This is a genomic window from Anaerococcus tetradius (genome assembly GCF_947087635.1).
GTDB lineage: Bacteria > Bacillota > Clostridia > Tissierellales > Peptoniphilaceae > Anaerococcus > Anaerococcus tetradius.
On record NZ_CAMUDP010000015.1, the window covers coordinates 18,273 to 36,949 of the forward strand.

Below are 18,677 nucleotides of genomic sequence, written 5' to 3' on the forward strand. Positions count from 1 at the left end.
ATTTAATCAAGGAAAACATTTGTATGTTTTCAAATAAGAAAAAGGAGACAAAGTGGTGGAAAAAACAAAAGATTATTCGGCAGCTGTTAGTAAAGCAGAATCCACTAAAAAAGAACTTGATAAAAAGTATTTTAATAGGGGATTGAATATCGGAATTCAATCTGGTATTTACTATGGACTTTATACAGCATTAGTAACTACAGCCACAGTATATGGAATATGGAAGTTTTGGTATTCTGGAAAAGCAGGACTTTCCTATATTACATTATCTTTTATTCTTGGAACTCTTGCGACAGGAATAAACGATTTAACATCAGCAATCTGGGCTTTAGCAAATTCAATTTTTAAAGGGAAATTTGGAGATTTTATAAAAACTTTAAAAACAAAGCCTGGAATGATAATGGTGTTTGCAGCTATAGTCGGAGGACCTATAGCAGGAGTTACATATATTCTTGCTGTTCAAATGGGAGGACCAGTTGTTATACCTATAGCAGGTCTTAATGTTGCTATCGGAGCAATTCTTGGAAGAGTAATTTTGAAACAAGAATTATCAGCAAGAACAATTTTAGGAATTGTTATTTGCCTAGCATCATCTCTATTAATAGGTGCAACAAGCCTTACTGGAGAAGTTAAAGATGGAATGATTTTAGGAATAATTCTTGCAATAATTGCAGCTTTTGGCTGGGGACTTGAAGGAGTAATAGCAGGATTTGGTACATCAATGATTGATTCTGAAATTGGAATTGCAATTAGACAAACAACATCTTCATTAGCGAACCTATTTATAGTCTTACCAATTTTTGGATTAATCGAAGGAAGTGGAATCCACCTTATATCAAGTCTTTTCATAAAAGCTTTCACTGATCCAACTATTTTGATCTTATTTGCCAGTGGATTTTTTACTTTTATATCATTTGCTTTTTGGTATAAAGGAACTTCAATGTGTGGAGCAGCCTTGGGTATGGCATGTAATGGTACATACACTTTCTGGGGACCTTTTTTCTGTTGGATTATACTTGGAATAATTTTAAAAAATCCAGGTTATGAAATAGCACCAATAGCATGGTTCGGCTCACTTCTTATGGCATTAGGAATATTCATAATGAGTGTAAATCCGCTTGATTATTTAAAAAGAGGTAACAGATAATGAGAAGACCATTAAACTATGAAATATTAAAACATTTTACTAAGGTTGATAAGGCATCTGCAAACGATGTTTATCAAGCTTTAGAAAATGAATTTAAAGATCACAAAGCTTTTACTAAGGCAAACATAATGGAAAGTCTAATGACAGCAAAAGAAAATGGCCTAGTAGATGAAGATTCATATACGCTAATAAATGACGAACTAGTCGTATATTATAAAGCAAGCGAAGAACAAAAACAAACTATAAATTCGTATATTAAGTAGGTGAAAATATGCAGTACGAATCACAAGCAATAGGTCTTATAGAAACTTTGGGTATGTTGCCAGCTATAAAGGCATTAGATGCTATGCTAAAAGCAGCAGATGTAAAACTTGTATCCTATGAAAACGTAGGATCAACTCTAGTTACTGTAATAGTAAGAGGAGATGTTTCATCATGTATGAGTGCAGTAAAAGCTGGAGTAGCTGAAGGCGAAAAAATTGGAAAAATAACAGCTCATAATGTTATGAAACGACCAGTAACAAATGTAAGCAAGGTAATATCAGTTCATAAAGTAGAAGATTAGGAGAAAAGATGCAAGCATTAGGAGGCATAGAAACTTTCGGTTTAGTATATGTGCTAGAAGCTGCAGATGCAATGGAAAAAGCAGGTAGTGTAGAAATTATTGGTTACGAAAACGTAGCTAGTGGATATATTTCAATACTTGTAAAAGGAGATGTGTCAGCAGTTGAATCAGCAGTACAAGCAGGAGTTAAGGCAGTAGAAGCTATGGGAGCAGAAGTTTACTCGTCATTAGTAATACCAAGCCCACATCCAGAATTAGAAAAAGTAACCGAAATTTATAATTTAGATAATTTGATTTAAGGGGTGGACTATGAAAGTAATAGATACAGATCTTCTTTCGATTCAACAAGCAAGAATTTTATTAGAACAGGCAGAAAATTCTAGGGAAATTCTTCTTGGTATTGACAAAGAAACAAGAAATGAACTATTAAAAAAAATAAAACAATATTACAAAACTAACATAGACCAACTTGCAAAAATGTCTTTTGAAGAAACATCATATGGAAAATATGAGGATGAGATAAAACTTGGAAATTATTATTTAGATAATTTAGATGATGAACTAAATGCCTATCCTCAAATATTCGACATAGTAAATGGAAAAAATTCAAAACAAGTAGCTCTTTCAAAAGGTGTTAGTCTTGTATTCATAGCCCCATACCTATCAACACTTACTAGTTTTCAAGCCATATATTTTGCGATAAGAGCTTTAAACCCTCTTATTGTAGTAAGTGATTTACGATGTGATAAGACTGTAACAAAAATGGTTGAAGATATAAAAAAAATCCTAAAAGAAAATTTTTATCCAAGAGGTTTTTTAGATATTTTAACCTATAACTCGGACTTAGGAGAAAAAACCTTATATGAAAGTGAAAAAGTTTCATTCATATTAGAAAATCTTCTAAGCGAAAACAAAAGAAAAATCCGAAACGATAAGGCTCAAATTTTTAAAGCGGAAATAGGAAATAACATAGTATTTATAGACAAAGATTGTGATATAGATAAGGCAAGTTGTGAAGTTATAAATTCAAAAGCATTTAATAACGGCCTTTTGCCAGGAGTTGAGCAATCAATAGTAGTAGAAGAAAATGCTTATGAAAAGGTTGTAGAAAAATTCAAAGAATATGGAGCGTATTTTCTAAGCAAGGACGAACATATAAAACTTGAAAAAATATTATATGATCAAGACCATAATTGCAGAAAGGAACTTATAGGAAGAAGCGCAAGGCAAATCGCCGAAATTGCAGGAATAAAAGTTGGTTCAGATACAAAAATTTTAGTTGTTACAAAACCATACGTATCAGAAAAAAGCCCTTATTCAAAAGAAAAATATAATCCTATACTTTCCCTATATATAGAAAATGATTGGTTAAATGCTTGCGAAAAATGCGTTGAATTAATTTTAAACGACAAAAAAGGTCAAAGCCTTTCAATATATTCCAACGATGCATATGTGATAGAACAATTCATAGAAAAAAAACCTGTAGCAAGAGTTTTAGTAAACTCTCCAACTGGTTTAGGCTCAGTAGGAATAGGGACAAACCTTCCCATAAGTTTTAGCTTATCAACAAAAAAAATAGAAGGATGCGAACAAACATCACTAACACCAAATCATTTTATGAAATTTAGAGAAATAGGTATATGTGATCAAAAAGATATAAGCTCCTTTTTAAGCGAAAAAACTGTCAAAAAAGATAGAGATTTATTTGAAAAAATACTAAATTCATTAGAAAAAAATTATTAGGAGGAGAAATGGACTTAAAAGAATTTTCTAAGAAATTGGCAATTGCAACAGAGCATATGTCAGATTCAGAAAAAGAAAGTGTACGCAAGTTATTTGAAAAAGTACAAGACCAATTAAACAAAGAAGATAACAAAAATTGTGATTTAAGTGTGGGAATACAAAGTGAAAGAACACAAATTCCTAATGGACCTACTCAAAGACTTATTGATTTAAAGGCAAACTTTTTAAAACAAGTTCCAACTATAACCTTGCATAGGGCAAAAATAGTAACAGAACTAACAAAAGAAAATCCAGGAATGCCAAAAAATGTATTAAGAGCAAAAGCCTTTAGAAAAAATTGTGAAACAGCACCACTTGTTATTCAAGATAATGAATTAATAGTAGGTTCACCTTGTGGAGCCCCAAGAAGCGGAGCATTTTCTCCAGATATTTCTTGGAGATGGTTAAGAGATGAATTAGATACAATTGAAAATAGACCTCAAGATCCATTCCACATTTCAGAAGAAGACAAACAATATTGTAAAGATGTATTATTCCCATTTTGGGAAGGAAGAAGTCTTGATGAAGTTTGTGAAGACCAATATAGAGATGCAGGAGTATGGGAATTATCAGGAGAATCTTTCGTATCAGACTGTTCTTACCACCAAGTAAACGGAGGAGGAGATTCAAACCCAGGATATGATGTAATCCTAATGAAAAAAGGAATGAAAGATATCCAACAAGAAGCGAAAGATCACTTAGAAAAACTTGATTATTCAAATCCAGAAGATATAGATAAAATTTACTTCTACAAGTCAGTTATTGAAACAACTGAAGGAGTAATGATTTATGCTAAAAGACTAAGTGAATATGCAAATGAATTAGCTCAAAAAGAAACAAACCCAAAAAGAAAAATGGAATTGGAAAAAATAGCAGAAGTAAATGCTCATGTTCCAGCAAATAAACCTAGAACATTTTGGGAAGCAATTCAAGCAGTTTGGACAATAGAATCCTTGCTTGTAGTTGAAGAAAACCAAACAGGAATGTCAATAGGAAGAGTTGACCAATATATGTATCCATTCTACAAAGCGGACATTGAAAGCGGAAGAATGAATGATTACCAAGCTTTTGAACTTGCGGGATGTATGCTAATAAAAATGAGCGAAATGATGTGGCTAACAAGCGAAGGTTCATCAAAATTCTTTGCAGGATACCAACCATTCGTTAATATGACAATCGGTGGAATCACAAGAGAAGGTGTAGATGCAACAAATGATTTAACATATCTTTTGATGGATGCAGTAAGACATGTAAAAGTATATCAACCATCACTTGCAACAAGAATACACAATAAATCCCCAGAAAAATATTTGAGAAAAATCGTAGACGTAGTAAGAGCTGGAATGGGATTCCCTGCTTGCCACTTTGATGACACTCACATTAAAATGATGCTTGCAAAAGGAGTAAGCGTAGAAGATGCTAGAGATTATTGTATGATGGGATGCGTTGAACCACAAAAATCTGGAAGATTATATCAATGGACATCAACTTCATATACACAATGGCCAATAGCAATAGAATTAACATTAAACCACGGTGTTCCACTTTGGTATGGAAAACAAGTTACACCTGATTTAGGAAGTCTTTCAAACTTTGATACTTGGGAAAAATTTGAAAAAGCCGTAAAAGAACAAGTTTCATATATAACAAAATTAACTGCAGCAGCAACAACAATTTCTCAAAGAGTTCACAGAGATATGGCACCAAAGCCTTTAATGTCAATAATGTATGAAGGCTGTATGGAACATGGTAAAGATGTTTCAGCAGGTGGAGCTATGTATAATTTTGGTCCAGGAGTTGTATGGTCAGGACTTGCAACTTATGCAGATAGTATGGCAGCAATTAAAAAATTAGTTTATGACGATAAAAAATATAGCCTAGAAAAACTAAATGAAGCTTTAAAAGCAGAATTTAAAGGTTATGAACAAATCAAAAGAGACTGCTTAGACGCTCCAAAATATGGTAACGATGATGATTATGCAGATAAGTTTTGTAACGATATTATAAACTTTACAGAAAGAGAACACGCAAAATATAGAACACTTTATTCAAGACTTTGCCATGGAACACTTTCAATATCTAACAATACACCATTTGGACAAATGACAGGAGCATCAGCTAACGGTCGTGATGCATGGACACCTCTATCAGATGGTATATCACCAACTCAAGGAGCTGATTTCAATGGCCCAACAGCAATTATAAAATCAGTATCAAAAATGGCAAATGATTCAATGAATATGGGTATGGTACACAATTTCAAAATTCAAAAAGGAATTTTAGATTCAATAGAAGGAGAAAATGCTCTTGTAACCTTATTGCGTACAGCTTGTATGTATGGAAATGGAGAAATGCAATTTAACTACTTAGATAATGAAACTATGCTAGATGCCCAAGCTCATCCAGAAAAACACAGAGATTTAGTAGTTCGTGTTGCTGGATATTCAGCATTCTTCGTTGAATTATGTAAGGATGTTCAAGACGAAATTATAAGCCGTACAATGCTTGAACATTTCTAAATTAGAAAGGAATATAAATGGATGTAGATTCAAAAAAAGAAGGGATTGAAAGAACTGCTAGAATTTTCAATACTCAAAAGTACAACGTCCATGATGGTCCAGGAGTAAGAACTTTAATATTTTTCAAGGGTTGCCCACTTAGGTGTAAGTGGTGCTCCAACCCTGAAGGATTAAAAAGCGAATATCAAGTAATGCTTAAAAAAAATGCATGTATAAATTGTGGTCAATGTGTTAATGTTTGTCCCAAAAAAATTCATTATATGGAAAATGGGATACACAAAGTTCATAGAGATATAACTTGTATAGGTTGCAGAAGATGTGAAAAAAATTGCCTTCAAAAAGCCATAGAAATTGTAGGTGAAGATAAAACAATAACAGAATTGATGGATGTTGTTAAAGAAGATAAAGATTTTTACATGATGAGCGGTGGAGGGCTAACAGTTGGCGGTGGAGAATGCACTGCTCAAGCTGAAAGTTTAAAATCCCTACTTGAAGCAAGCCACATGGATGGAATTAATACAGCCATAGAAACTTGTGGTTACACTCCAAGAAAATCTTTAGATTTAATCAAAGATCATGTAGATTTATTCTTATTTGATATTAAGCAAATGGATCCTGTAAAACATAAATATTGGACTGGAGTAAATAATGAAAGAATCTTATCCAATTTAAGATATTTACTCGAAAATGGAAAAAAAGTTAGGGTAAGGATGCCAATTTTAAAAGGTGTAAATGATAGCCACGAAGAAATAAAAGCAGTCGTAGATTTCTTAGAAGATTTTAAATGTTTTAAAAATTTCGATGGCATAGATTTACTTCCTTATCATAGGTATGGAGTTGGCAAATATGTACAGCTTGATATGGATTATCCAATGGATTCTGAAATGGAGGGTGAATTTGCCTTGTCCAATGAACAGTTAGATGAAATCCAAAAGTGGATTGATGAAAAGAAAATCGAAGTGAATTTAGTAAGGCATTAGGTGATAAGATGGAAAATTTGCAAAGAATAGTTCAAGAATCGGTACCAGGTAAACAAATAACACTTCTTCATCTTATTTCATCTCCAGATCCATCAGTAAATGAAAAAATTGGTTTGGATAAGGGAAATGCCATAGGAATTATGACCTTAACCCCAACAGAAAGCTCAATTATAGCAGCCGATGTAGCAGCAAAGGCTGCAAGCGTTGAAGTTTGCTTTATTGACAGATTTAATGGATGCGTTCTTTTACAAGGCGATAATGAAAGCGTAAAACAGTCCCTACAAGCAGTTAAAGATACTTTTGAAAGTATGTTAAAATTTACTTCTTGTTCCGTAACAATGTCATGAGAAGAAAGTGGTTAATAGCTGGAAATGATGGAGTAGGAAAGACAAGTCTTGCAAGCTTAATTGAAGATGAAAATATCAAATCAAAAAAAAGTTTAGATCTTCAATTTAGAGAAAAAACTATTGAAGTATCAGAAGGATATATAGAAAATCCCTACTTAAATAGTGCCTTGATTATGGTTGGACAAAATCAATCTTTAGTAAATATTTTTATGATAGATTTACAAAAAGATTGTCATTTTCCACCAAATTTTGCAAAATCATTTACCAGACCAACAATTACAATAATCAATAAGATTGATCTTTATGATGATGTAAAATTAGAAAAATTAAGACAAATAGCAAATGCTATTGGAAGTGATTATATATTTGAGATATCACTAAAGACAGGTAAGGGACTAGAAAAATTAAGAAAATATATAAAAGAAACTGAGGAAAAAAGATGCTTTTTATAACAGAAGATAATTTAAGATATAAATACAAAAAAAGCCCTTTTGACTCATACATCATTGAAAAAGGTAGTAAGCTAACTCCACAAGCTAGACAATTTCTTTTAGATTTTAGGATAGATATAGTTGATAAAACAAAGTCTAAAAACACAAAAAAGAAACAAAATAAGCTTGGGGATAATCTGATTTGTAAAAATTTGGATGAGGAAAAATTAGATGAAGAAGTGAGTTTAATAATTAAAAAAATTGCTTTTGAGCTTAGAGATTTTGACCATAAATTTGCAACTTATCTAAATGACTTAGCGATAAAAATTTTTAAAAATGAAATTATAGACCTAGAGAAAATAGATTGTAAAAAAAGTGAAGCTATAGATATTTATATGAATATGAATCTTGATAATCCATATCTTAAAAGCTTTATAAGTATAGAAGAAGGTATTGATAAACTTAATAAAATTAAAGAAAAAAACAATGAAGATTTTATAGATAAAATAGCTCTTAGACTTTATATCTGGTTTATAAACATTAGCAAAGGAGGATAAGCTTATCAATTTAGAAAATGTTAATAAAGTCATAAAAGACTTCGAAGAATCAATAAAAAAGCCTATAAAAACAAAAAATAAAAAACTTTACACAGGCATAGATATAGGAACTGCTTTTATAGTTTTGTGTGTATTTGATGAAGATAAAAGACCAGTTGCAGGAGCATACGAATTTGCTCAAGTTGTTAAAGATGGAATGGTTGTGGATTATATAGGAGCTTGCGATATTGTAAGAAAGTTAAAAAAACAACTAGAAGAAAAACTAGGAGAAGAACTTCTCATAGCAGGATGCGCTATCCCACCAGGAACAGAAAATATAGACGGCGGAGCAGTAAAAAATGTAGCAGAGTCAAGTGGTTTTATAGTAGAAAAAGTTTTAGACGAGCCAACAGCTGCAAATAAATTATTAAATCTTGATAATGGAGCTGTAGTAGATATCGGTGGCGGTACAACTGGAATATCAATAGTAAAGAATGAAAAAGTAGTAAAAGTTTTAGACGAAGCCACAGGTGGAACACATTTTTCCTTAGTATTATCAGGAGCATATAAAATTGACTTTGATAAAGCAGAAGAATTAAAAAGAGATTTTTCAAAACACCAAGAAATATTTCCTGTTGTAAGACCTGTTATAGATAAAATAATTTCCATAATCGAAAATGCAAGCAAAGACCAAAAAATAGATAAAATTGTTTTGGTAGGTGGTACAGCACTTTTAAGTGGAATGGAAGATTATGTTGGTCAAAAGACAAAAATAAAAATATTAAAGCCATCAAATCCTATGTTTGTAACTCCAATAGGAATAGCTTTATCTCTTATAGAGGATTAAAAAATGGATATTAAACTTATAAAAGCACCAAGCCCAGCCACACTTGATATTATAAAAAATAGATCAAAATTCAAATTGGAAAATAATCCTGGAGCTTTAGGGCTTGTTCAAGGGAAATTAATAGAAATGACTGTGGCAAGTGATATAGCCTACAAAACTAGTGGGGTAGAAGTAGTAGATGTTAGAGGCTCATGTCCACAAAATATGATTATGCTTGCAATAATTGGAGAGATGGAAGAAGTTAAAGTTGCCCTAAGAAATATTGAAGAAAAAATTAAGGAAAAAGATATATGGTAATTGCAAAACTTATAGGCAATGTATGGGCTACAAGAAAATACGATTCACTTAATGGTCTTAAATTTATGTTAGTAGAAATTTTAGATGGAAGTGAAAAAAATAAAAAAATAGTAGCAGTAGATACAATAGGAGCCGGTAGAGGAGATAGGGTTATTATAACCCAAGGCTCATCCGCAAGAGCAATTCTTGAGGAAAATCAAAATCAAAAAATTCCTGTAGATGCTGTTATAGTTGGAATAATAGATGAGGATTGTGATTTCTAGGAGGTTTTGATGAAAAGACTCATAAGTCAAGAAGAAGTCTTAAATAAAAAAAATGAAAAAGAAATCTATATCGATGACAATACAATAATCACAGCTGCTGCCAAAGACTTGGCAAAAGATCTTGGCATAGAATTTAAAAAATGTGATTGTAAAGATCAAAAAAATGATATAGAAGAAAAAAAAGAAAGCAAAGACCATAAACAATCATCAGCAGTCTTATCAGAAGATCAAATTTATAAGATACTAAAACAAGGTATAGAACAAGGCCTATTATCTGAAAATGATATTGAAAGGATGATAGGATAGGATGAATGAATTAAGTCAGTTGCTAGAAAGTCTAGTAGACAATTACAAAAAAAATAAGCAAAAAGTTAATATAGACCTTTATAAAATTCCTGTAGGAATATCAGGAAGACACATTCACTTATCTCAAGAAGATTTAGATACTCTTTTTGGGAAAGGATATGAGCTTACACCAATAAAAAGCCTATCACAACCAGGACAATTTGCATGCAAGGAATGCCTAACAATTGCAGCAAAAAAAGGTTGTATAGAGAAGGTTAGAATAATAGGACCAACAAGAAAAAAAACTCAAGTAGAAATACTAAGATCAGATGCCTTTAAACTTGGTATAAAACCTGTACTTAGATTATCTGGAGATTTAAAAGATACTCCAGGAGTAACAATAATAGGACCAGAAGGATCTGTTATTTTAAATGAAGGCGCAATAGTTGCTCAAAGACATATTCATTTTAATAATTTTCAAGCAAAAGAAAGGGGATTTAAAAATGGAGATATAGTTTCAATAAGAACTAGAGGCGAAAGATCAGCAGTACTTGAAAATGTAAGCGTTAGGGTTGGAGACAATGGATATCTTGATTGTCATATTGATCAAGAAGAAGCCAATGCTCTAGGCTTAGGTCCTAAAGACTTTATAGAAATTGTTATATAAGGGGTTTAGATGACAGAAAAAAAACAAGAACTAATAAGAAAAACTGAGCCTGCAAAAGATGAAGAGGCAAAGGCAGAAGTAACAAAAAAAATTGCAAATAAAAATATAAAAAAAGAAGAAAAAAAGGAGAATAAAAAAATGGCACAATTAGACGCATTAGGAATGATCGAAACAAAAGGATTAGTAGGAAGTATTGAAGCAGCAGATGCAATGGTAAAAGCAGCTAACGTTACTCTTGTAGGAAAAGAACACGTTGGTGGAGGACTTGTAACAGTATTAGTTAGAGGAGATGTAGGAGCAGTAAAAGCAGCAACAGATGCAGGAGCTGCAGCAGCACAAAGAGTTGGAGAATTAGTATCAGTTCACGTAATCCCAAGACCACACACAGAAGTTGAAACAATCTTACCACACAAAGAATAATTTAAAATATTAATATAGAGAGAAGGTAAGTATGACAGAATTCGATTTTGATCTATCTTCAATCCAAGCGGCAAGAGATCTTGCTAGAAAAGGAGCTGAAGCAGAAAAGAAATTAAGAAATTATACATTCGATCAAATTGATAGAATTATAAAAGCAATCGCAGAAGCTGGAGAAATTCACGCAAAAGAATTAGCAGAAATTGCTGTAGAAGAAACTGGATTTGGAAAAGTAGAAGATAAAATATATAAAAACCACATGGCTAGTGGACTTTTATATGAAGAAATTAAAAATCAAAAAACTATAGGAATAGTAGATGCTGACGAAAAAGGTCAAGTTATTACTGTAGCAGATCCAGTTGGTTTGATAATGGGAATTGTTCCATCAACAAATCCAACAGCAACAGTTTTATACAATTCAATGATTGCTATAAAATCTAGAAATCCTATAATTTTTAGCCCACATCCAAAAGCTAAGATATGTACATCAAGAGCAATTGAAATTGTAAATGATGCAGCTGTAAGAGCAGGAGCACCAGAAAATATAGTACAAGGATTAACAAAACTTTCAATGGATGCAACAAATGAGTTGATGCATGCTGATGAAGTTAAATTAATTATAGCTACAGGTGGTCCAGCAATGGTAAAAGCAGCATATTCTGCTGGAAAACCAGCTATAGGAGTAGGAGCAGGAAACTCTCCAGCTTATATAGAAAAAACTGCTGATATCAAAAAAGCTGTTAGAAATATAATGGCATCAAAAACTTTTGATAACGGCACAATTTGTGCATCAGAACAATCATTGATTGTTGAAAGGTCAAATAGACAAGAAGTTATTTCAGAATTTGAAAAAGCTGGAGCATATTTCATGACTGATGAAGAATGTAAAAAAGTATGCGCCTTATTATTTAGAAATGGAACTGCAATGAATCCTAACTTTGTAGGAAGAAGTGCAGAAGTTATAGCAGATGCTGCAGGAATTAGCATACCAAGTGGAACTAGAGTTCTTGTTGGTGAACAATATGGAGTTGGAAAAGAATATCCATTATCTTATGAAAAATTAACATCAGTACTTGGTTTTTATACAGTAAATGATTGGAGGGAAGCTTGTGATCTCTCATTTAAACTTTTAGAAAATGGTATAGGTCATACAATGAGCCTACATACAGAAGATAAAGAAATAGCAAGAAAATTTGCTATAAAACCAGCAAGCAGAATTCTTGTAAATACTGGTGGAACAATGGGAGGAACAGGACTTACAACAGGACTTCCAATTGCCCTAACTTTAGGTTGTGGAACAATGGGAGGATCAAGCGTATCTGAAAATGTTGGTCCAAAACACCTTGTTAATTTAAAAAAATTAGTTTATGGAACAATAGATGCTGATAGAGTTGTTGAAGAAGATAAAATATTCAAAAAATATCATGGAAATAATTCTTCATTAAATAATAACTCATTACCATGTTATGGAAATCAAGCAAAATATTTTGACTATTCAACAGGTTGTAACAGTTGTAAAACAGAAGAAGAAAGAAGATCTTCAAACTTTAATGAAACAGGTGAGATAAACTTAGAAGAATTAAAAGAAATGGTTGACTCACTAGTAAATGCCTTCAAAGGTAAATAAATAAGTTTATAAAAAAATAAAAATATAAAGGAGAAAAAAATGAACGAAGCTTTAGGAATGATTGAAACAAAAGGATTAGTAGGAAGTATTGAAGCAGCAGATGCAATGGTAAAAGCAGCTAACGTTACTCTTGTAGGAAAAGAACACGTTGGTGGAGGACTTGTAACAGTATTAGTTAGAGGAGATGTAGGAGCAGTAAAAGCAGCAACAGATGCAGGAGCTGCAGCAGCACAAAGAGTTGGAGAATTAGTATCAGTTCACGTAATTCCAAGACCACACACAGAAGTAGAATCAATTTTACCAAAAAATAAATAAAAATCATGGAATATGATTTATCAAACTTTTATAAAGATTTAAAGCTAAAGTTTAATAAATCAAATGGCAAGGAAATTCTTCTATTTTTGATGGGAGAATTTTCCAAAACTATAAGTTTGAAAGATGAAAGAGCCATTATCGCTGTCGGTAATGAGCTCGCATCTTTTCTTAGAGTAAAGGGACAAACAGACTTTGCTTATAAGATTTATAAAGTAATAAAAAAATTAGTATTAAAGAGCTATGGATTTATTTCAAAAGACTATGCTAGTCTTTTAATAAATATTTCAAATTGTCATATAGTTGCTAAAAATTATGATCTGGCAATTGATGTTTTGTATGAAACTGAAAATATTTTAAATCAATTAGAAGATACACAATATCTTATGGCAAGTGTATATAACAATAGATCCCAAGCTTATAGGGCAAAAAATATGCTTGATTTAGCACAAAAAGATATTGAAAATGCTCTAAAAATTATAGAAAATAAAGAAAAAATAGCTGTATCTAAAATTAATCTTGCAGAAATTTTGACACTCAAAAAGAAATTTGCTGACGCCTTGGTAAATGCTAATGAGGCTATATTGTATTATGAAAAAAACAATTTAAGACTTCCTCACCTGGCTAATGCCTACGCAACAGCCGCAAATATTTATTATAATAATGAACAATATTATAAATCTGCATATTATTACGAAAAAGCTCTAGAAGTATTTGACGAAACCGTCGGCGAAGGTCCAATTAAAGATATTTTAATTAAAAACTTAAAGCAAGCTAAAAAAAAGGGGATATAGAATGAATGGTATAGATTTATCAAAAAAATATTTTTATGATATAGCTTATCCTATTTTCAAAAAAAATTGTCCTGAAATTTTAGATATTTCATCAATTGGTCTTGTTGGGGAAGGATCTGAGTGTTTTGGCCTAGATGATGACATATCAAAAGATCATGATTTTGGTCCTGGATTTTGTATTTGGCTAAGTGAAGATGATGTTAAAATTTATAAAAATAGGATTGAATCTGTTTTGAAAAAATTACCAAAGGAATTTTTGGGATATAAAAGAATTGATTCACAAATTACAGATAAAAGAGTAGGTTTATTTTCTGTAGAAGATTTTTATGAAAAATATACATCAGTTAGAAAGTTTCCAATTAATGATATAGATTTTTTAAAAATTCCAGAATCTTTTCTTGCTACTGTCACTAATGGAGAAATTTTTTTAGATAATTGTAAATTATTTTCAGCTTATAGAAAATATTTATTAGATTTTTATCCAGAAGATGTAATTAGAAAAAAACTTGCTGCCTATCTTTTTCAAATGGCTCAAGCTGGACAATATAACTTGAAGAGGTCTCTTGATAGAAGTGATATTTCAGCAACATTTTTTGCAAAGGCTGAGTTTATGGAAGCTTTATTTGGAGTACTTTTTTTATTTGCAAAAGTCTATATGCCTTATTATAAGTTAAGATACAAAAGATTAGTACAAATTAATTATTATCCTAGCCAATTATTTGAAGATATGAATAAATTTATCCTAGCAAATGGTAAAAAAGATCTTTTATATTTGAGTGAAAAGTTAAGTATTTATGTAAAAGACATTTTAAAATATAGGTCAATCACTAGGTCAAATGATGATTTTTTATTAACTCATGCAATTGAGGTGCAAAATTCTATTAAAAATCCACAAATTAGGGCTATTAATTTGGTGAAAGGAAATTAATATGAGGTACTTATTTAAAAATATTGACAAAAACTTGATGAAATATATACTTAATGATTATAAATTATCTTGTATTTTCGATGAGCTTTCTTGGATTTTGGACTTTGAATGGAAAAGTTTTGACAAGATTAGGGGATTAAATGGTAGGGCAATTTGCCAAGATTCGCCTAAAGAATTTTTTATTATGAGGCTTGCTCAATATTTAGCCTATAATGAAAAAGTTATAAATTATTTATACGAGGACTTAAAAAAAGCAGAAAAAAATGATTTTAATCCCATTTTTGATAAGTATGCTAGAATGATGGAATTTACAGATAAGGATAAGTTTGAAATTATTAAAGAAAACTTAGAAGACTTATCACCGGTTAAGATTCATCTTTTAGAAAAAATTAAAAATATCCTAAAGTCAAAGTCAACAGATACTCCAAAAGAACTAGAAAAAATAAGGCCTAGAGAGTCTGAAGATAAGAAAATTTCATCTTATGATTATTATATAGCTGAAATTTCTTCTTTGTCTTTAAAAACTTTGTGGGCTATTGAAGAGATGATAAATCATCCTCCTTTTAACTTAGAAGAGAATATTTATGATAATACAAAATATTTATTTGGAAGACTAAATATTAAGGAGTAAGAATGATCAAAAAAGAAAAACCATACTCAATTGGTGAAGCTTCAAATAAAGCACAAGTATCTACGAGAACCTTAAGACATTATGAAAGTATAGGGCTTATTAAACCAGATTTTGTTAAAGAAAATGGATATAGATATTATACAGATGAAACTATACTTGTAATTTCTTTAATAAAATATTTACAATTTATGGATTTCACATTGGATGAGATTAGAAATTTTATTTCTAATACAGAATATAATGATGTTAGCAAGACCTTTAATGAACTTATTAAAAGAACTAGTGAAGAAATAAAAAGATTAGATGAAAGATTAACGATAATAAAAGATTGGAACGAGCTAATATCAGAGGCTTCGTCTGCCTTCCTAATAGGAAACAACACTCCAAGTATTAAATACATAAAGGAAAGCGAATTAATTTCCTATCCTATGGATTTTGATTTTTACTATGAAGATACTGTCCTAGATTTAGACTTTGCAAATTTTGTAAAAAGTAAAGATAACAAGATCACAGGTCCTGTTATGTTTTATTTTGATTCTTATATTGATAGATTAATGTGCGAAAACGATAATAGACCTATAAAGGGTCGATACATTCAAAGAACTGTTAATCCTATCAAAGATCAAAAAGATATTTTCACCATAAAAGATGGAATGTATGGATCTATTTATCATTTTGGAAAATATGAAAATTTAAGTAAATCCTATCAAAAACTTATAAATTGGGCTAAAAAATATAGGTATAAATTATCAAAAGAGGTTATAGAAAGATTTGTAGTGGATTCTTGGACTTTTAGAGATGAAGAAAAATATGTAACAGAGATACTAATACCGATAGAAATGAAAGTAGAGGAAAATAAATGACATTTTCAGTAAAACCTACTATAAATGTTGGAGATGATAGCCTAAAAATTTTAAATTCTTTAGACGTAAATAAAATATTTTTTGTAACAGATCCATTTGTAGTAGAAAGCAAAATGATAGACCAAGTAACAAGCCTGCTAAATAAAAATATCTCTTATGATATTTTTAGTGAAATCAAACCAGACCCAAGCCAAGAATTAGTTGAAGAAGGAAAAAAAGCTTTAAAAGCTTCAAATCCTGAATTGGTTTGTGCAATTGGTGGAGGATCTGCGATAGATGCTACAAAGGCTATTATTTTTGATATATACAAGGAAGAAAAAGTAAAGAAAACTTTTGTTGCCATACCAACTACAGCAGGTACAGGAAGTGAGTCAACGAATTTTGCAGTTGTAACTGTTGGAAGTGATAAAAAAGTATTAATAGATGATATAATGCTTCCAGATTATGCCCTATTAATTCCAAAATTTACAAAAACCGTGCCAAATTTTATTACTGCTGATACAGGAATGGACGTATTAACTCACGCAATAGAAGCATATATTAGTAAAAACGCATCAATATATACTGATACATTTTCAAAAACTTGCATAGAAACAGTATTTGAAATTTTGCCAAAAGTATATGATGATGGAGATAGGTTAAAACTTAGAGAAAAAATGCTCGAAGTTTCAAATATGGCAGGAATTGCCTTTAACAATGCAGGACTTGGAATAAACCATTCCCTAGCCCATACAATTGGCGGAACTTTCCATATTTCTCACGGAAGATTAAATGCAATACTTCTTCCTTACGTAATAGAATATAATTGCAAAAATTCCGATGATACTAGAAAAAAATTAGATGATTTAGCTCAAAAATTAAATCATAGGGATTACACTTGCCTTATTAAAGTCATTAAAGAAATGAATAAAAAATTCAATATTCCAGAAAAATTAAGTGGCCTTGGGAAAATCGATGAAAAAACTTACCAAGATTCAATAGATAAAATGGCACTTACAGCCCTAAATGACAGGTGCACACCAACAAATCCAGCCTTGGTAACAAAATTTGATTTAGCAAATATCCTAAGGGATGCTTTTTAAATTTTCAAAATTCATGTGTAAAAAAATGACCTTAAAAGTTGAACTGCCCCCCCAAAAGTTAGACCTAAAAACTAACTAAAGGAGGTCAGTTTTTTTATGAAAAATATAGAAAAATTATATACGTTCGTATTTAAAAATTTATTATAAAAATATTATAAGCTCTCCTATTGCAAAAAATCATAATAAGACTAAAGAATGTGGACATATAAATCTAAAGTTATTTGATTCAATTGCCAAAAAGTTAAGTCCTATTATCTTTAAAGATTTATAGGAAATTACAAATCCAAACATTGAAAAAATTATAGACAGAAGAAATATTATTCCAAAAGACTTTACTGCTAAATGTGAAAAAAATACAGACCTAAAAGCTAATGAGTATAGGGTTAAGAATATGAAAACAAAATGGGGGACGTGTAACATTGCTGAGAAAAGAATATGGATAAATCTTCAATTAGTAAACAAACCCATGGAATGTTTAGAATATGTCATTACTCATGAGTTGGTTCATTTGATAGAAAAAAATCACACTAATAGATTTCATGCTTTAGTAGAAGAATTTTATCCCACATGGAAAGAGGCTAGAAAATTATCATCGCAAATGCCATTAGATCATCTGGAAAAGGACAATAACAAGGAGGATAAAGACATCTAGCGATTTATTGCGATAAAAGGATGAAAATCCTATAAATCTTGTTATTACAATATGGATGAATTTTTAAAGGCTAGGAGCATTTAAGCTCTTAGCTTTTTATAATACCAACTAATAAATCCCAAATCAAAAATCCAAAGCAACTAGGTCTTATTCTCGATTTATCCTTTTTCCTTTTAACTCAGCTATTATTAATATATAATAATAAGATAAGAAAAAGTTAGTGAGGGTGTTATGAATATAAAGTTAATGAATATGGTAATGATTTGTGATGATGTTAATGAGAGGGTTCTTGTTCTTGATAAGGTTAAAAAGTATGGCTGGGAAGGGCTTACTTTTCCTGGGGGCAAGGTCGAGGAAGGCGAAAGCCTTACTGATTCTGTGATAAGGGAGGCCAAGGAGGAAACTAACCTCGATATCAAAAATCCTAAGCTTGTTGGTGTGATTAGTTGGATTTATGGAGAGAATAGGGATTTGGGCTTTATTTATAAGACTAATGAGTTTTCTGGAAAGCTTATCGAAGAAAATCGTGAGGGAAGACTTTTTTGGGCTTCTTATGAAAAGATGAAGGCTATGGATGGCCTATCAGAATCCATGGATAAGATTTTTAAAATCTATGATGGAAAGTGTAGGGAGATTACTTGGTTTTATGATGAAGGAAGAGTTATTTATCAATAGAAACTAGGAAAGTTATTATTGAAAAGTGAT

25 protein-coding genes are annotated in these 18,677 nt (G+C 31.0%); all 25 read left to right on the top strand.

Features of this window, described 5'->3' with window-relative positions:
• Window positions 1–52 precede the first annotated feature (52 nt).
• The 25 genes from P6936_RS06005 (at window position 53) to P6936_RS06125 (ending at window position 18,647) form a co-directional block, all read left to right on the top strand.
• Window positions 53–1,147 (top strand): hypothetical protein, encoded by a 1,095-nt coding sequence (locus tag P6936_RS06005; RefSeq protein ID WP_004837431.1) that lies wholly within the window; start codon window positions 53–55, stop codon window positions 1,145–1,147.
• A complete protein-coding gene (locus tag P6936_RS06010; RefSeq protein ID WP_004837432.1) occupies window positions 1,147–1,410 on the top strand; it encodes a hypothetical protein in 264 nt (87 codons plus the stop codon). The genes P6936_RS06005 and P6936_RS06010 overlap by 1 nt, the downstream gene beginning before the upstream one ends.
• An 8-nt stretch (window positions 1,411–1,418) precedes the next feature.
• Entirely contained in the window at window positions 1,419–1,712 is a 294-nt protein-coding gene (locus tag P6936_RS06015; protein ID WP_004837433.1) for a BMC domain-containing protein, read from the top strand.
• Window positions 1,713–1,720: 8 nt separating this feature from the next.
• Window positions 1,721–2,011 carry a BMC domain-containing protein gene (locus P6936_RS06020; protein ID WP_004837434.1) on the top strand — a complete coding sequence of 97 codons (291 nt, stop codon included), beginning with the start codon at window positions 1,721–1,723 and terminating at the stop codon, window positions 2,009–2,011.
• 10 nt (window positions 2,012–2,021) lie between these two features.
• Window positions 2,022–3,455 carry an aldehyde dehydrogenase family protein gene (locus P6936_RS06025; protein WP_276881117.1) on the top strand — a complete coding sequence of 478 codons (1,434 nt, stop codon included), beginning with the start codon at window positions 2,022–2,024 and terminating at the stop codon, window positions 3,453–3,455.
• A gap of 8 nt (window positions 3,456–3,463) precedes the next feature.
• Window positions 3,464–6,013, top strand: a complete 2,550-nt coding sequence (cutC, locus tag P6936_RS06030) for a choline trimethylamine-lyase (RefSeq protein WP_276881118.1) — start codon at window positions 3,464–3,466, stop codon at window positions 6,011–6,013.
• Window positions 6,014–6,030: 17 nt separating this feature from the next.
• The gene (gene cutD, locus P6936_RS06035; RefSeq protein ID WP_004837437.1) at window positions 6,031–6,993 is read left to right on the top strand and encodes a choline TMA-lyase-activating enzyme; all 963 of its coding nucleotides are present in this window, start codon (window positions 6,031–6,033) and stop codon (window positions 6,991–6,993) included.
• 8 nt (window positions 6,994–7,001) lie between these two features.
• Window positions 7,002–7,340 (top strand): BMC domain-containing protein, encoded by a 339-nt coding sequence (locus P6936_RS06040; RefSeq protein WP_004837438.1) that lies wholly within the window; start codon window positions 7,002–7,004, stop codon window positions 7,338–7,340.
• Window positions 7,337–7,792 (top strand): EutP/PduV family microcompartment system protein, encoded by a 456-nt coding sequence (locus tag P6936_RS06045; protein WP_060929814.1) that lies wholly within the window; start codon window positions 7,337–7,339, stop codon window positions 7,790–7,792. Before P6936_RS06040 ends, P6936_RS06045 begins: the two co-directional genes overlap by 4 nt.
• Window positions 7,780–8,328 carry a cobalamin adenosyltransferase gene (locus tag P6936_RS06050; RefSeq protein WP_276861761.1) on the top strand — a complete coding sequence of 183 codons (549 nt, stop codon included), beginning with the start codon at window positions 7,780–7,782 and terminating at the stop codon, window positions 8,326–8,328. Before P6936_RS06045 ends, P6936_RS06050 begins: the two co-directional genes overlap by 13 nt.
• A gap of 64 nt (window positions 8,329–8,392) precedes the next feature.
• Window positions 8,393–9,154, top strand: a complete 762-nt coding sequence (gene eutJ, locus P6936_RS06055) for an ethanolamine utilization protein EutJ (protein ID WP_423775388.1) — start codon at window positions 8,393–8,395, stop codon at window positions 9,152–9,154.
• 3 nt (window positions 9,155–9,157) lie between these two features.
• A complete protein-coding gene (locus P6936_RS06060) occupies window positions 9,158–9,451 on the top strand; it encodes a BMC domain-containing protein (RefSeq protein WP_276881119.1) in 294 nt (97 codons plus the stop codon).
• Window positions 9,445–9,714: a EutN/CcmL family microcompartment protein gene (locus tag P6936_RS06065; RefSeq protein ID WP_004837443.1), complete on the top strand. Its 270-nt coding sequence runs from the start codon at window positions 9,445–9,447 to the stop codon at window positions 9,712–9,714. Before P6936_RS06060 ends, P6936_RS06065 begins: the two co-directional genes overlap by 7 nt.
• Before the next feature lie 9 nt (window positions 9,715–9,723).
• Window positions 9,724–10,020, top strand: coding sequence for a hypothetical protein (locus P6936_RS06070; protein ID WP_276881120.1), 297 nt, complete (start codon window positions 9,724–9,726; stop codon window positions 10,018–10,020).
• 1 nt (window position 10,021) lies between these two features.
• Window positions 10,022–10,666, top strand: coding sequence for a phosphate propanoyltransferase (locus P6936_RS06075; protein WP_004837449.1), 645 nt, complete (start codon window positions 10,022–10,024; stop codon window positions 10,664–10,666).
• 138 nt (window positions 10,667–10,804) lie between these two features.
• The gene (eutM, locus tag P6936_RS06080) at window positions 10,805–11,086 is read left to right on the top strand and encodes an ethanolamine utilization microcompartment protein EutM (RefSeq protein WP_026065049.1); all 282 of its coding nucleotides are present in this window, start codon (window positions 10,805–10,807) and stop codon (window positions 11,084–11,086) included.
• Between the two features lie 31 nt (window positions 11,087–11,117).
• Window positions 11,118–12,710, top strand: a complete 1,593-nt coding sequence (locus tag P6936_RS06085; protein WP_276881121.1) for an acetaldehyde dehydrogenase (acetylating) — start codon at window positions 11,118–11,120, stop codon at window positions 12,708–12,710.
• 39 nt (window positions 12,711–12,749) lie between these two features.
• Complete coding sequence (gene eutM / locus P6936_RS06090) at window positions 12,750–13,025, top strand: ethanolamine utilization microcompartment protein EutM (RefSeq protein ID WP_276863928.1); 276 nt, start codon at window positions 12,750–12,752, stop codon at window positions 13,023–13,025.
• A 5-nt stretch (window positions 13,026–13,030) separates the two neighbouring features.
• The gene (locus P6936_RS06095) at window positions 13,031–13,816 is read left to right on the top strand and encodes a hypothetical protein (protein WP_004837456.1); all 786 of its coding nucleotides are present in this window, start codon (window positions 13,031–13,033) and stop codon (window positions 13,814–13,816) included.
• A 1-nt stretch (window position 13,817) separates the two neighbouring features.
• Window positions 13,818–14,744, top strand: a complete 927-nt coding sequence (locus P6936_RS06100; protein WP_276881122.1) for a DUF4037 domain-containing protein — start codon at window positions 13,818–13,820, stop codon at window positions 14,742–14,744.
• Window position 14,745: 1 nt separating this feature from the next.
• Entirely contained in the window at window positions 14,746–15,375 is a 630-nt protein-coding gene (locus tag P6936_RS06105) for a DUF4125 family protein (protein WP_276881123.1), read from the top strand.
• A gap of 2 nt (window positions 15,376–15,377) precedes the next feature.
• Window positions 15,378–16,238: a MerR family transcriptional regulator gene (locus tag P6936_RS06110; RefSeq protein WP_276881124.1), complete on the top strand. Its 861-nt coding sequence runs from the start codon at window positions 15,378–15,380 to the stop codon at window positions 16,236–16,238.
• Window positions 16,235–17,320, top strand: coding sequence for a 1-propanol dehydrogenase PduQ (locus P6936_RS06115; RefSeq protein WP_276881125.1), 1,086 nt, complete (start codon window positions 16,235–16,237; stop codon window positions 17,318–17,320). The genes P6936_RS06110 and P6936_RS06115 overlap by 4 nt, the downstream gene beginning before the upstream one ends.
• A 391-nt stretch (window positions 17,321–17,711) precedes the next feature.
• Window positions 17,712–17,972 carry a M48 family metallopeptidase gene (locus tag P6936_RS06120; RefSeq protein WP_276862627.1) on the top strand — a complete coding sequence of 87 codons (261 nt, stop codon included), beginning with the start codon at window positions 17,712–17,714 and terminating at the stop codon, window positions 17,970–17,972.
• Between the two features lie 231 nt (window positions 17,973–18,203).
• Window positions 18,204–18,647, top strand: a complete 444-nt coding sequence (locus tag P6936_RS06125; protein ID WP_060929821.1) for an 8-oxo-dGTP diphosphatase — start codon at window positions 18,204–18,206, stop codon at window positions 18,645–18,647.
• The last annotated feature ends 30 nt before the right edge of the window (window positions 18,648–18,677 follow it).